Raw genomic sequence first — 13,909 nt, 5'->3', positions numbered from 1 at the left:
TGAGAACCCTCGATACCCGCATGAACATCATCGAACCCGGCATCCGCAATCTTGCGCTGGCGAAGGACATCCTCCTCACGCCGTACGGCCTCGACGAGAGCCTGCTCACGCGCACGATCGCCGACATCTTCACGCATCGCGTCGACTACGCGGACCTGTACTTCCAGGCGACCCGCAGCGAAGCGTGGAGCCTCGAGGAAGGCATCGTGAAGTCGGGCAGCTTCAGCATCGACCAGGGCGTCGGCGTGCGCGCGGTCGCGGGCGACCGCACCGCGTTCGCCTACTCGGACGACCTGTCGCCGGAAGCCATCGCCCAGGCGGCCGCGGCCACCAAGGCGATCGCGGCGGCCGGCGGCGGCCGCCAGAAGATCAAGGCGGCGACGTCGCTGAAGGGCATCTCGGGCCGCGACCTGTATCTGCCGTCCGATCCGCTCGCGTCGCTCGACGCGACGGCCAAGGTCAAGCTGCTCGAGCGCATCGAGCAGATGGCGCGCGGTCGCGACCCGCGCGTCACGCAGGTGATGGCGGGGCTCGCCGGCGAATACGATGTCGTGCTGGTGGCGCGCAGCGACGGCGCGCTCGCCGCCGACATCCGGCCGCTCGTGCGCGTGTCGGTCACGGTGATCGCCGAACAGAACGGCCGCCGCGAAATCGGTTCCGGCGGCGGCGGCGGCCGCTTCGACTACGGCTACTTCACCGACGAAGTGCTGTCGCGCTACGTCGACGACGCCGTGCATGCAGCGCTCGTGAACCTCGACGCGCGCCCTGCTCCGGCCGGCGCGATGACGGTCGTGCTCGGGCCGGGCTGGCCGGGCGTGCTGCTGCACGAAGCGATCGGCCACGGCCTCGAGGGCGACTTCAACCGCAAGGGTTCGTCGGCGTTCGCCGGCCGGATCGGCGAGCAGGTCGCGGCGAAGGGCGTGACGGTGGTCGACGACGGCACACTACCGAATCGCCGCGGCTCGCTGAACATCGACGACGAAGGCAACCCGACGCAGTGCACCACCCTGATCGAGGACGGCATCCTGAAGGGCTACATCCAGGACACGCTGAACGCGCGCCTGATGAAGATGCCCGTCACCGGCAACGCGCGGCGCGAGTCGTATGCGGCATTGCCGATGCCGCGCATGACCAATACGTACATGCTGAACGGCGACAAGGATCCGCAGGAAATCATCGCATCGGTGAAGAACGGCCTGTACGCGGTGAACTTCGGCGGCGGCCAAGTCGATATCACGAACGGCAAGTTCGTGTTCTCGGCGTCCGAGGCGTACATGATCGAGAACGGCAAGGTCACCTACCCGGTGAAGGGCGCGACGCTGATCGGCAGCGGCCCGGAATCGCTGAAGTACGTGAGCATGATCGGCAACGACATGTCGCTCGACTCGGGCGTCGGCGTGTGCGGCAAGGAAGGCCAGAGCGTGCCGGTCGGCGTCGGCCAGCCGACCCTGCGGATCGACAAGATGACGGTCGGCGGTACGGCATAACCGCATCGCGGCGCAGACAATCCGCGTATTTTTCCTAAAACGCGCGGATTGTCCGCATTTTCGAGCATCCCCGGTTGCCAGCGGGCTGGCGCCGGGGTATAAATTCCGAATCAACTTTTTTGACGAACCGAATCTCCGTCATGTCCGCCAAGTTTTATTTTTACTTTTTTTGGCATCTCAGACCGCTGGCGGATCGAGAGGGTTGATGGCGCGTAAAGCGCAACCGAAATTCCCGAAAAAACCGCCGGCGAACCCGGCGGTTTTTTTTCGCCCTTCGCCACCCGGTCCCCGCCGCAGCGGATCCCGCGGCTCCGACCGGAATCACTGAATAGCTTGAATTGATGAATCTGCCGCACGCGCACTGACCGAACGGCGCCCGCAAAATTAGGAGAAACAGCATGCCCCCGCACAACACCGATGACGTCCGCATTCGCGAACTCAAGGAACTGACGCCGCCCGCCCACCTGATCCGCGAATTCGCGTGCTCCGAAGCCGCGTCCGAGCTGATCTACAACTCGCGCCAGTCGATGCACCGCATCCTGCACGGGATGGACGACCGGCTGATCGTCGTGATCGGGCCGTGTTCGATCCACGATACGAAGGCGGCGATCGAATACGCGGAGCGACTCGTGAAGGAGCGCGAGCGCTTCAAGGGCGAGCTGGAAATCGTGATGCGTGTGTACTTCGAGAAGCCGCGCACGACGGTCGGCTGGAAGGGGCTCATCAACGATCCGCACCTCGACAACAGCTTCAAGATCAACGAAGGGCTGCGCACCGCGCGCGAACTGCTGCTGCAGATCAACGAGATGGGGCTGCCGGCCGCGACCGAATACCTCGACATGATCAGCCCGCAGTACATCGCCGACCTGATCTCGTGGGGCGCGATCGGCGCGCGCACGACCGAGTCGCAGGTGCACCGCGAGCTCGCGTCGGGGCTGTCGTGCCCGGTCGGTTTCAAGAACGGCACCGACGGCAACGTGAAGATCGCGGTCGACGCAATCAAGGCCGCATCGCAGCCGCACCATTTCCTGTCGGTGACCAAGGGCGGCCACTCGGCGATCGTGTCGACGGCCGGCAACGAGGACTGCCACGTGATCCTGCGCGGCGGCAAGACGCCGAACTACGACGCGGACAGCGTGAACGCCGCGTGCGCGGACATCGGCAAGGCGGGCCTCGCCGCGCGCCTGATGATCGACGCGAGCCACGCGAACAGCTCGAAGAAGCACGAAAATCAGATCCCCGTGTGCGCGGACATCGGCCGCCAGGTTGCTGCCGGCGACGAGCGCATCGTCGGCGTGATGATCGAGTCGCACCTCGTCGAGGGGCGCCAGGACCTGAAGGAAGGCTGCCCGCTGACCTACGGCCAGAGCATCACCGACGCGTGCATCGCGTGGGACGACAGCGTGAAGGTGCTCGAGGGCCTCGCGGAATCGGTGAAGGCACGGCGCGTCGCGCGCGGCAGCGGCAACTGATCGCCGGCAGGCCCGAGGCGGCGCGTGCCACCCGCGGCCTGCAGCCTGCGCCACAAGAAGAAAGCCCGGCTCGCGCCGGGCTTTTTGGTTGGCGAGCAGCCGCCGTCAGGCTCTCACTCGAGCGCGCCCGAGCCGAAGATCTCGGTATTGATGCGCTCCGGCGCGACGCCGAGCGCGACCAGCGCGTCGCGCTGCGCCTTCATGAACGCGATCGGGCCGCAGACGTAGTAGTCGGCATCCGGCACCAGCGCGTATTGCTTCACGCGTTCCGGCGTCAAGCGCCCCTCGAGGTCGTGATCGACGCCGCCCCGGTCGTTCGGGCCGACCACCTCGTACAGCACCGTGCGCTTCATGTTCGCGTGTTCGCGCACCGTATCGTTCAGCCAGTCGCGGAACGCATGCACCGCGCCCGACCGACATGCGTGGACGAACCGCACCTCGCGCGTGCTGCCTTCGCCGACCAGCGCCGATGCCATCGACACCATCGGCGTCAGGCCGACGCCGCCCGAGATCAGCACGACCGGCGTATCGACGCCGCGCTTCAGCGAGAATTCACCCATCGGCGCGGTCACGTCGACGATCGCGCCCTCCTCAACGCCGTCATGCATCAGCGTCGATACCTTGCCGGGCGGGATCGCTTCCGGCTGGCCGGCCTCGCGCTTCACCGAGATGCGCAGCCACTTGCCGTGGGGAGCGTCGGACAGGCTGTACTGGCGCGGCTGGTCGACGCCGAGGTCGCCGACGAAACGCTTCACCGTGACATACTGGCCCGGCGCGAAGGTCGGCGCCTCACCGCCGTCGGCAGGCGTCAGGTAGAACGACGTGATCTCGTCGCTTTCACGCACCTTGCGGGCGACCTTGAACGGACGGAAGCCGCTCCACGCGGCGCCCGCGTACAGGTCGGCCTCGGCGCCGATCAGGATCTGCGCGAGCTGGCCGTACGCGACACGCCATGCCTCGAGCGTCTCGGAATCGACCGCGTCGCCGAGCACTTCAACGATCGACGCGAGCAGGTTCTCGCCGACGATCGGGTAATGCTCGGGACGGATGTTCAGGCTCGCGTGCTTGTGCGCGATGTGCGACACCGCCCCGCCGAGCGCGCCGAGGTTGTCGATGTTCGCCGCATACGCATAGACCGCCTTCGCGAGCGTTTCCGGCTGGCTGCCGGTCTTCTGGTGCGTCTGGTTGAACAGGTTCTTCAGTTCCGGATGGCGCGCGAACATGCGCTGGTAGAAGTGCTTCGTGATCGTCGCGCCGTGCACGGCGAGGACAGGGGCAGTGGCCTTCACACGAGCCATCTGGTCAGCAGTGATGTGGGTCATGTTCGATTTCTCCGTTAAACATGCGGATACGATACATCTTTAAAAATCCACAGCCCCTCAGGCAAATTGTCGCAGCGCGCAAAAACGCTACCGGGCGTCAGCGGACGCGCCCGCGCTCCCACAGCACGTCCGAGCCGCCAGCCGCGCGGTTCAGCACGCGCGCCAGCACGAACAGCAGGTCCGACAGCCGATTCACGTAACGCCGCGGCGCATCATTGAGCGCGTCGTTCCGCCCGAGCGCGACGATCGAGCGCTCCGCGCGGCGGCACACCGTCCGGCACACGTGCGCGAGCGACGCCGCGCGCGAGCCGGCCGGCAGGATGAATTCCTTCAGCGGCGGCAGCGTCGCGTTGTAGTCGGCGAGCCACCGGTCGAGGCGCGCGAGGTGCGTGTCGTCGAGTACCGCGTGGCCGGGAATGCACAGCTCGCCGCCGAGATCGAACAGGTCGTGCTGGATCGTGACGAGCGCGGTGCGCACGTCGTCCGGCAGCGGCTCGGCAAGCAGCACGCCGAGGTTCGAGTTCAGTTCGTCGACGTCGCCGATCGCGGCGATCCGCGCGTCGTCCTTGCCGATGCGCCGTCCGTCGCCGAGACCCGTGGTGCCGTCGTCGCCCGTGCGCGTCGCGATCTTGCTCAAGCGGTTGCCCATGTGAATGTCCTCTCGTGCGCGGCCGCGATGCGGCCCGGTTGCCTAGGAACGCGATTATCGCAGCCCGCGGCGGCGGGCGCAGCGGGCGTTACAGCGTAGAATGAGCCGAAAGTCAGACAAGCAGTCGTCAGGAGACATTCGTGAATCACCCTGCCCCGCCGGCCACCGCGCGCCGCCCGCTGCCCCCCGCCATGCTCGATGCGCTGCGCGCCGCCTTTGGCGAGCGCGTGTCGACCGCCGACGCCGTCCGCGCCCATCACGGCCGCGACGAATCGCCGTTCGATCCGCAACTGCCCGATGCCGTCGTATTCGCCCACAACGCCGATGAAGTTCGCGAAGTCGTCTCGCTGTGCGCGCTCTACGGCGTCCCGCTGATCCCGTACGGCGCCGGCTCGTCGCTCGAAGGCCACCTCCTCGCCGTGCGCGGCGGCGTCTCGCTCGACCTGTCGGAAATGAACCGGGTGCTGTCGATCAACGCGGAAGACCTGACCGTCACGGTCGAGCCGGGCATCACGCGCAAGGCGCTCAACGAAGCGCTGCGCGACACCGGCCTGTTCTTCCCGATCGATCCGGGCGCCGACGCCAGCATCGGCGGCATGACCGCGACCCGCGCATCGGGCACCAACGCCGTGCGCTACGGAACCATGCGCGAGAACGTGCTCGGCCTGACCGCCGTGCTCGCCGACGGCCGTGTCGTGAAGACGGGCTCGCGCGCGCGCAAGTCGTCGGCCGGCTACGACCTGACGCGCCTGTTCGTCGGCTCCGAAGGCACGCTCGGCGTGATCACCGAGATCACGCTGCGCCTGCATCCGCTGCCCGAAGCCGTGTCGGCCGCGATCTGCACGTTCCCGTCGATGGGCGACGCGGTGCGCACCGTGATCGAGACGATCCAGATGGGCGTGCCGATCGCGCGCGTCGAGTTCGTCGACGCGCTCGCGGTACGCTCGATCAACCGCCACTCGAACCTGACGCTCGCCGAAGCGCCGACGCTGTTCTTCGAATTCCACGGCACCGAAGCCGGCGTGAAGGAACAGGCCGAGCTCGTGCAGACGCTCGCGGGCCAGAACAATGGCCAGGGCTTCGAATGGGCGACCCGCCCCGAGGATCGCACGCGGCTCTGGGCCGCGCGCCACAACGCGTATTTTGCGATGCTGCAGCTCAAACCCGGCTGCCGCGCGGTGACGACCGACGTGTGCGTGCCGATCTCGCAACTCGCCGCGTGCGTCGAGGAAACCGAAGTCGACCTGCGCGCATCGTCGCTGCCCTGCCCAATCGTCGGCCACGTCGGCGACGGCAATTTCCACGTCGCGATCCTGATCGATCCCGACAAACCCGAGGAAATCGACGAAGCCGAACGCATCAACGACCGGATCGTCGAACGCGCGCTGCGCCTCGGCGGCACCTGCACCGGCGAGCACGGCGTCGGCCTGCACAAGATGCGCTTCCTGCCGAAGGAGCACGGCGACAACGCGATCGACGCGATGCGCGCGATCAAGCTCGCGCTCGATCCGCGCAACCTGATGAATCCCGGCAAGATCTTCACGTGCTGACACCGCGGCGCGCCGCCGCGCCGCCCGCTGGAGACCCCATGAACGCTTCCGTCGAACTGTCGAGCGCAACCCGCGCGCAACGCCAGCGCGAAGTCGTGCAGGCGCTGATGGCCGTGCTGCCGACGCATTGCCTGCTGTTCCGCGACGAAGATACGGCGCCGTACGAATGCGACGGCCTGTCCGCGTACCGCCGGCTGCCGCTCGCGGTCGCGCTACCCGAAACCGAATCCCAAGTGCAGCGGATCGTGCAGATCTGCCGCCGCATGGAAGTGCCGATCGTGCCGCGCGGCGCGGGCACGAGCCTGTCCGGCAGCGCGCTGCCGATCGTCAACGGCGTCGTGCTGTCGCTCGCGCGCTTCACGCGCATCGTCGAAGTCGATCCGTACGCGCGCACGGCCATCGTGCAGCCCGGCGTGCGCAACCTCGCGATTTCGGAAGCGGCCGCGCCGTACGGGCTGTACTACGCCCCCGATCCTTCGTCACAGATCGCCTGCACGATCGGCGGCAACGTGGCGGAGAATTCCGGCGGCGTCCACTGCCTGAAATACGGGCTGACGGTGCACAACGTGATGCGCGTGCGCGCGGTCACGATCGACGGCGAGATCGTCGAATTCGGCTCGCTCGGCCTCGACACGCCGGGCCTCGACCTGCTCGCGGTGATGATCGGCAGTGAAGGGATGTTCGCGATCGTCACCGAGGTCACGGTGAAGCTGATCCCGAAACCGCAGACCGCGCAGCTCGTGATGGCGAGCTTCGACGATGTCGTGAAGAGCGGCGAGGCGGTCGCCGCGATCATCGCGTCGGGCATCATCCCGGCCGGGCTGGAGATGATGGACAAGCCGGCCACGCAGGCCGTCGAGGCGTTCACGCACGCGGGTTACGACCTCGACGCGAAGGCGATCCTTCTGTGCGAATCGGACGGCACGCCCGAGGAAGTCGCGGAGGAAATCGTCCGCATGACGGCCGTGCTGCGCGAGCATGGCGCGACGCGAATCCAGGTGTCGCGCAACGAAAGCGAACGGCTGCGCTTCTGGTCCGGCCGCAAGAACGCGTTTCCTGCCGCGGGGCGCATTTCCGCCGACTATTACTGCATGGACGGCACCGTGCCGCGCCGCGCGATCGGCCCCTTGCTCGCGCGCATCGAGCAACTCGAAACGCGCTACGGGTTGCGCTGCATCAACGTGTTCCATGCCGGCGACGGCAACATGCATCCGCTGATCCTCTACAACGCGAACGATCCGGACGAGCTGCACCGCGCCGAACAGTTCGGCGCGGAAATCCTCGAATGCTGCGTGGAATTCGGCGGCAGCGTGACGGGCGAGCACGGTGTCGGCATCGAAAAGCTCAATTCGATGTGCGTACAGTTCTCGCCGCAGGAGCGCGATGCGTTCTTCGCGGTCAAGCGCGCATTCGATCCGGCCGGGCTGCTCAACCCCGACAAGGGCATCCCGACCCGCGCGCGTTGCGCCGAGTACGGCCGCCAGCACGTCCGTGGGGGGCTGCTGCCGCACCCCGACCTGCCGCGCTTCTGAGCGCCGCGCAGTCGTGCAGTCGCGCGGCCCGTGCCGGCCGTGCGCGTGGCGGGTGCCTGCCTTCGTCATACGGGGCTTAGGGATAGTCGCGATGTGGATTCGCGCCACCCCGGTACAATCGACCGGACAACAACGAGGCAGCAACAGAACATGGAAGAGGACGACATCGTCGCCGGATGGGCCGAGCGCATCCGTGCCGCCAGTGCCGACGGCCGGCCGCTGCGGATTCGCGGCGGCGGCACCAAGGACTGGTACGGCCAGGCGCTGGACGGCGAAATACTCGACACGCGCTCGTTTCAGGGCATCGTGTCGTACGATCCGGCCGAGCTCGTCGTCACGGTCCGCGCGGGCACGCCGCTCGCGCAGCTTGAAACCGTCCTCGCCGAGTGCGGCCAGATGCTACCGTTCGAGCCGCCGCATTTCGGCCGCGCGGCCACCGTCGGGGGCTGCATCGCGGCGGGCCTCGCGGGCCCGCGCCGCGCGACCTGCGGCGCGCCACGCGATTTCGTGCTCGGCGTCACGCTGATGAACGGGCGCGGCGAAGTGCTGCGCTTCGGCGGGCAGGTCGTGAAGAACGTCGCCGGCTACGACGTGTCGCGGCTGATGGCCGGCTCGCTCGGCACGCTCGGGCTGATGCTCGACCTGTCGATCAAGGTGCTGCCGGTGCCGGTCGCCGAAGTCACGCTGAAGTTCGAGATGACCGCGACCGACGCGGTGCGCAAGCTCAACGAATGGGGCGGCCATCCGCTGCCGATCAGCGCGAGCGCCTGGCGCAACGGCACGCTGGTGCTGCGGCTGTCGGGCGCCGAGGCCGCCGTGAAATCGGCGAAGACGCTGCTCGGCGGCGAAGTCGTCGACGCGGTCGAGGCCGAGCGCTTCTGGGCCGGCGTGCGCGAGCACACCGACCCGTTCTTCAACGGCATTCCGCCCGGCTATGCGCTGTGGCGCCTCGCGCTGCCGTCGATCACCGAGCCGATGCACCTGCCTGGCACCCAGCTGATGGAATGGGGCGGTGCGCAACGCTGGTGGATCACCGACGCCGACGCGCAGACGGTGCGCATGAGCGCGAAGCAGGCCGGCGGCCATGCGACGCTGTTCCGCGCGGGCGATTCCTACGACCGCAGCGCGGGCGTGTTCACGCCGCTGCCCGCGCCGCTGATGAAGATTCACCGGGGGCTGAAGACGGCATTCGATCCCGCGCGCATCTTCAACCGCGGCCGGCTCTACCCCGACCTCTGAGGGCTCGATGCAAACGAACCTCGCCGATTTCATCCGCAATACGCCCGACGGCGACGAGGCCGACGCGATCCTGCGCAAGTGCGTGCATTGCGGCTTCTGCACCGCGACGTGCCCGACCTATCAGCTCCTCGGCGACGAACTCGACGGCCCGCGCGGCCGCATCTACCTGATCAAGCAGATGGTCGAAGGCGCGCCCGTCACGCGCAGCACGCAGCAGCACCTCGACCGCTGCCTCACCTGCCGCAGCTGCGAGACGACCTGCCCGTCGGGTGTCCAGTACGGCCGGCTCGTCGAGATCGGCCGCAAGCACGTCGAAGCGCAAGTGCAGCGCCCCGTGCAGCAGCGGCTCGTGCGTCGCGTGCTCGCGAGCCTCGTGCCGAACGCGACGCTGTTCTCGCCGATCATGCGGCTCGGCCAGCACGTGCGGCCGCTCTTGCCGAAACGGCTGCGCGACAAGGTGCCGCCGCGCACGCGACTGCTCGAATGGCCGCAGCGCACGCATCCGCGCAAGATGCTGATGCTCGCCGGCTGCGTGCAGCCGTCGATGCTGCCGAACATCAACATCGCGACCGCGCGCGTGCTCGACGCGCTCGGTGTCGAGACGATCGTCGCGCCCGACGCGGGCTGTTGCGGCGCGATCCGCCTGCACCTGAACTATCACGACGAAGCGCTCGACGACGCACGCCGCAACATCGACGCGTGGTGGCCGTACGTCGAGCAAGGCGCCGAGGCGATCGTGATGAATGCAACGGGCTGCGGCGTGACGGTGCTCGAATACGCGCACCTGCTGCGCGACGATCCGGCGTATGCGGAGAAAGCGCAGCACATCGTCGCGCTGACGCGCGACATCTCCGACGTGCTGCTCGCGTTCGAGGCCGAGATCTCGACGCTCGCGCGGCGCCGCGCGATCCATACCGTCGCGTATCACCCGCCGTGCACGTTGCAGCACGGCCAGCAGTCGCGCGGCAAGGTCGAGCGCCTGCTCGAGACGCTCGGCATCGACGTGCGGCTGCCGGCCGACAGCCATCTGTGCTGCGGGTCGGCCGGCACCTATTCGCTGACGCAGCCGTCGCTGTCGTACAGGCTGCGCAAGCAGAAGCTGCTGAAGCTGCAGGCGCTCGATCCGCAGATGATCGTGTCCGGTAACATCGGCTGCATCGCGCACCTGCAAAGCGGCACGCAGATTCCGGTCGCGCACTGGATCCAGCTCGTCGAGCATCTGCTGTACGGCTAGCGTGGCACCCGCGGCGGCGTCCGTATAATGGCTGAATCGAAGCGGCGCGTGCCGTGCCGCATTCGTCACCGCATTCGCTGCCGTACTTGCTGCCGTACTCGTTTCCCGTGCCTGCTTCCGTGCTCGTCATGTCCGACTTCGCCGCCCGTCTCGACTCCGTTCACCGCCGCATCGCCGACGCCGCCCGCGCGGCCGGCCGCGATCCCGCCACCGTCTCGCTGCTCGCCGTGTCGAAGACTTTTCCCGCCGGCGACGTGCGCACCGCGCATGCGGCCGGACAACGCGCGTTCGGCGAGAACTACGTGCAGGAATCGATCGACAAGATCGACGCGCTCGCCGACCTGCGTGCGGACCTCGAATGGCATTTCATCGGGCCGCTGCAATCGAACAAGACGCGCCCGGTCGCCGAACGCTTCGACTGGGTCCATTCGGTCGACCGGCTGAAGATCGCGCAGCGCCTCGCCGAACAACGCCCCGCGCACCTGCCGCCGCTCAATGTGTGCGTGCAGGTGAACATCAGCGGCGAGGCGTCGAAGAGCGGCGTCGCGCCGGCCGACGTGGCCGAGCTCGCGCTCGCGATCGCCGCGCTGCCGGCGCTGCGGCTGCGCGGCCTGATGGCGATTCCCGAACCGGCTGGCGATATCGACGCACAACGCGTGCCGCATCGCGCGCTGCGCGCGCTGTTCGACGCATTGCGCGCCGAAGGCCTGGCGCTCGACACGTTGTCGATGGGCATGTCCGCCGATCTCGAAGCCGCGGTGCTCGAAGGCGCGACGATCGTGCGCGTCGGCACCGCGATCTTCGGCGCGCGCGACTATTCGCACTGAGCGCCGCGCTGTTCCGCCTTTCCGTTCACTCACCTGCTCAATCTGACATCATGAAAATCGCATTCATCGGCGGCGGCAACATGGCCGCGGCCCTCATCGGCGGCCTGGTCAAGCGCGGCGTCGCCGCTGACGGCCTGTATGCCATCGACGTCAACGAAGACGCCCGCGCGCGCGCGGCGCAGCAGTTCGGCATCCGCACCGGCGCGGCCATCGACGCGACGCTCGCGGACTACGACGCGATCGTGCTCGCGGTGAAACCGCAGGCGCTGAAGGACGTCGCGCAAGCGCTCGCGCCGCATTTGAAATCGCAGCTCGTGATCAGCATTGCGGCAGGCATCCGCGGCACCGACCTCGCCCGTTGGCTCGGCGACTACGCGCGCGTCGTGCGCACGATGCCGAACACGCCCGCGCTGGTCGGCATGGGCGTGACGGGTCTCGCCGCGCTGCCGGGCGTCGACGCGGCCGGTCGCGAGCTCGCGTCGAACGTGCTCGGCGCGGTCGGCGAGATCGTGTGGTTCGACGACGAAGCGCAGCTCGATGCGGTCACGGCAATCTCGGGCAGCGGCCCGGCCTACGTGTTCTACTTCATCGAAGCGCTGCAGGAAGCCGCGCGCCGCCTCGGCATGAACGACGAGCAGGGCCGCGCGCTTGCGGTCGCGACGTTCGCGGGCGCCGCGCAACTCGCCGCGCAATCGGGCGAGCCGGCAAGCGTGCTGCGCGAGCGCGTGACGTCGAAGGGCGGCACGACGGCCGCCGCGCTCGCGTCGTTCGACGCGCAGGGCGTGAAGGAAGCGATCGTGCGCGGCGCGCTCGCAGCCGAGGCACGCGCGAAGGAAATGGGCGACGAACTCGGCCGCGCGTAAGCGCGGCGACTGCCGCCGGGCTTCCGGCGCCGGCAACAAAAAAAGCGGCCTCGGCCGCTTTTTTAACTGGCATCGCGCATCGGCGCGCGGCCCCTTCAGTTGCCGGCCGCACCCGCCAGCAGGTAATGCGCGGCGATTCCCGCGAACAGCACGCCGCCGAGCCAGTTGTTGTGCCGGAACGCCGCGAAGCACGGCATCCGCTCACGCCCCTTGATCAGCGTGTAGTGATACAGCGCGCAGCCGACCGCCGCCGCCCAGCCGGCCCAGTAAGCGAGGCCGAAGCCGAGCGTCACGCCGATCCATACATAGATGCCGAGCGTCACCGCATAGCACGCCATCACGGCCGCGACGTCGAAGCGGCCGAACGTCAGCGCGGACGTGCGAATCCCGATCTTGATGTCGTCGTCGCGATCGACCATCGCGTATTCGGTGTCGTACGCGATCGACCAGAAGATGTTCGCGATCAGCATCACCCACGCGAGCATCGGCACCGTGTCCTGCACGGCCGCGAAGGCCATCGGGATGCCAAAGCCGAACGCGATGCCGAGATACGCCTGCGGAATCGCGAAGAATCGCTTCATGAACGGATACGAACCGGCGACGAACAATGCGACGACCGACAACGCCTTCGTCAGCGTGTTGAGCGGCAGGATCAGCAGAAACGCGATGAACGACAGCACCACCGCGATCGCGATGGCTTCCCATGCGCGGATCTTGCCCGACGTCAGCGGCCGATCGGCCGTGCGCTTCACATGACGGTCGAAATCGCGGTCGGCATAGTCGTTCATCGCGCAGCCGGCCGAGCGCATCAGCAGCGTGCCGAGTACGAAGATCACGAGCAGCGGCCAGCGCGGATGGCCGTCCGATGCGATCCACAGTGCGTTGAGCGTCGGCCAGAGCAGCAGCAGGCTGCCGATCGGCTTGTCCATCCGGACGAGCCGCAGATACAGGGGAAAGCGGGCAAGCATGGCGAAGCACCGGGAAGATAATCCCGGCATTTTAGAGCGGAGGCACGGTTCGCGTCATGTCGGGATGGCCCGCGGCCGGGTGCCGCGGCACGCGCGTCGGGCGCTCCGCCCCGCTGCAAGCGGCCGGGGCAGTCCCGCTCGCCAATTAAGGGACAGATTTGCAGCGGACATGCATCGGCGGGCAGGCAGAATTCAATCCGATGCCTGCAACCTGGCCCCGGTTTGAGGTCGGACTGCCCGCCGATACCGGCCGCAGCGAACTTACGCGAGCAGCGACCGCAGCATCCACGCGGTCTTTTCATGCGTCTGCAGGCGCTGCGTCAGCAGGTCGGCGGTCGGCTCGTCGCTCGCCGCATCGGCGATCGGGAAGATTTCGCGCGCGGTGCGCACGACCGTCTCGTGCCCTTCTACGAGCTGACGGATCATCTCTTCCGCCCCCGGCACCCCGTTCGCTTCCGGCACCGACGACAGCTTCGCGAAATCCGCGAACGTGCCCGGCGCGACGACGCCGAGCGTGCGAATGCGCTCGGCGATCGAGTCGACCGCGAGCCACAGTTCGTTGTACTGCGCTTCGAACATCAGGTGCAGCGTGTTGAACATCGGACCCGTGACGTTCCAGTGGAAATTGTGGGTCTTCAGGTACAGCGAGAACGTATCGGCAAGCAGGCGCGACAGGCCGTCCGCGATTTTCCTGCGGTCCTTGTCGCTGATGCCGATGTTGATCTGCGTGGCGTTGCCTTTCTTGGCCATCTTCGGAACTCCTCAT

At 67.6% G+C, this 13,909-nt stretch carries 12 protein-coding genes; 8 read left to right on the top strand and 4 right to left on the bottom strand.

All coding sequences use genetic code 11. The features are described 5' to 3' along the window. Positions 1-20 precede the first annotated feature (20 nt). Both tldD and aroG read left to right on the top strand, forming a co-directional pair. Complete coding sequence (gene tldD / locus WS75_RS15455) at positions 21-1,487, top strand: metalloprotease TldD (protein WP_059681258.1); 1,467 nt, start codon at positions 21-23, stop codon at positions 1,485-1,487. A 398-nt stretch (positions 1,488-1,885) separates the two neighbouring features. Beyond that, entirely contained in the window at positions 1,886-2,959 is a 1,074-nt protein-coding gene (aroG, locus tag WS75_RS15450) for a 3-deoxy-7-phosphoheptulonate synthase AroG (protein ID WP_059681257.1), read from the top strand. A 113-nt stretch (positions 2,960-3,072) separates the two neighbouring features. Here aroG and hmpA read toward each other — a convergent pair whose 3' ends face one another. Next, positions 3,073-4,314, bottom strand: coding sequence for an NO-inducible flavohemoprotein (hmpA, locus tag WS75_RS15445; protein WP_373558506.1), 1,242 nt, complete (start codon positions 4,312-4,314; stop codon positions 3,073-3,075). 64 nt (positions 4,315-4,378) lie between these two features. Further along, the gene (locus WS75_RS15440; protein WP_059681255.1) at positions 4,379-4,930 is read right to left on the bottom strand and encodes a cob(I)yrinic acid a,c-diamide adenosyltransferase; all 552 of its coding nucleotides are present in this window, start codon (positions 4,928-4,930) and stop codon (positions 4,379-4,381) included. Between the two features lie 140 nt (positions 4,931-5,070). Between WS75_RS15440 and WS75_RS15435 the strand changes: the two genes are divergently transcribed. The 6 genes from WS75_RS15435 (at position 5,071) to proC (ending at position 12,175) form a co-directional block, all read left to right on the top strand. Next, positions 5,071-6,480, top strand: coding sequence for an FAD-binding oxidoreductase (locus WS75_RS15435; protein WP_059681254.1), 1,410 nt, complete (start codon positions 5,071-5,073; stop codon positions 6,478-6,480). Positions 6,481-6,518: 38 nt separating this feature from the next. After that, positions 6,519-8,012, top strand: coding sequence for an FAD-linked oxidase C-terminal domain-containing protein (locus WS75_RS15430; protein ID WP_059681253.1), 1,494 nt, complete (start codon positions 6,519-6,521; stop codon positions 8,010-8,012). Between the two features lie 150 nt (positions 8,013-8,162). Continuing rightward, complete coding sequence (glcE, locus tag WS75_RS15425; protein ID WP_059681252.1) at positions 8,163-9,251, top strand: glycolate oxidase subunit GlcE; 1,089 nt, start codon at positions 8,163-8,165, stop codon at positions 9,249-9,251. Positions 9,252-9,258: 7 nt separating this feature from the next. Next, the gene (gene glcF / locus WS75_RS15420; RefSeq protein WP_059681251.1) at positions 9,259-10,485 is read left to right on the top strand and encodes a glycolate oxidase subunit GlcF; all 1,227 of its coding nucleotides are present in this window, start codon (positions 9,259-9,261) and stop codon (positions 10,483-10,485) included. 128 nt (positions 10,486-10,613) lie between these two features. After that, entirely contained in the window at positions 10,614-11,312 is a 699-nt protein-coding gene (locus tag WS75_RS15415) for a YggS family pyridoxal phosphate-dependent enzyme (protein WP_059681304.1), read from the top strand. A 50-nt stretch (positions 11,313-11,362) separates the two neighbouring features. Further along, positions 11,363-12,175, top strand: coding sequence for a pyrroline-5-carboxylate reductase (proC, locus tag WS75_RS15410; RefSeq protein WP_059681250.1), 813 nt, complete (start codon positions 11,363-11,365; stop codon positions 12,173-12,175). A gap of 95 nt (positions 12,176-12,270) precedes the next feature. Here proC and ubiA read toward each other — a convergent pair whose 3' ends face one another. Further along, entirely contained in the window at positions 12,271-13,143 is an 873-nt protein-coding gene (gene ubiA, locus WS75_RS15405) for a 4-hydroxybenzoate octaprenyltransferase (protein WP_059681249.1), read from the bottom strand. A gap of 261 nt (positions 13,144-13,404) precedes the next feature. Then, the gene (locus WS75_RS15400) at positions 13,405-13,893 is read right to left on the bottom strand and encodes a Dps family protein (protein WP_059681248.1); all 489 of its coding nucleotides are present in this window, start codon (positions 13,891-13,893) and stop codon (positions 13,405-13,407) included. Positions 13,894-13,909 lie beyond the last annotated feature (16 nt).

The organism is Burkholderia sp. FL-7-2-10-S1-D7, from assembly GCF_001524185.1.
GTDB classification, from domain to species: domain Bacteria; phylum Pseudomonadota; class Gammaproteobacteria; order Burkholderiales; family Burkholderiaceae; genus Burkholderia; species Burkholderia diffusa.
The sequence above is the reverse complement of the archived record's forward strand: the minus strand, read 5'-3'. Positions and strand labels throughout refer to the sequence as shown.

Coding starts and splice junctions, on each gene's coding strand:
- tldD (WP_059681258.1), top strand. CDS start 21: ATGAACATCATCGAACCCGGCATCCGCAATCTTGCGCTGGCGAAGGAC.
- aroG (WP_059681257.1), top strand. CDS start 1,886: ATGCCCCCGCACAACACCGATGACGTCCGCATTCGCGAACTCAAGGAA.
- WS75_RS15440 (WP_059681255.1), bottom strand. CDS start 4,930: ATGGGCAACCGCTTGAGCAAGATCGCGACGCGCACGGGCGACGACGGC.
- WS75_RS15430 (WP_059681253.1), top strand. CDS start 6,519: ATGAACGCTTCCGTCGAACTGTCGAGCGCAACCCGCGCGCAACGCCAG.
- glcE (WP_059681252.1), top strand. CDS start 8,163: ATGGAAGAGGACGACATCGTCGCCGGATGGGCCGAGCGCATCCGTGCC.
- glcF (WP_059681251.1), top strand. CDS start 9,259: ATGCAAACGAACCTCGCCGATTTCATCCGCAATACGCCCGACGGCGAC.
- WS75_RS15415 (WP_059681304.1), top strand. CDS start 10,614: ATGTCCGACTTCGCCGCCCGTCTCGACTCCGTTCACCGCCGCATCGCC.
- proC (WP_059681250.1), top strand. CDS start 11,363: ATGAAAATCGCATTCATCGGCGGCGGCAACATGGCCGCGGCCCTCATC.
- ubiA (WP_059681249.1), bottom strand. CDS start 13,143: ATGCTTGCCCGCTTTCCCCTGTATCTGCGGCTCGTCCGGATGGACAAG.
- WS75_RS15400 (WP_059681248.1), bottom strand. CDS start 13,893: ATGGCCAAGAAAGGCAACGCCACGCAGATCAACATCGGCATCAGCGAC.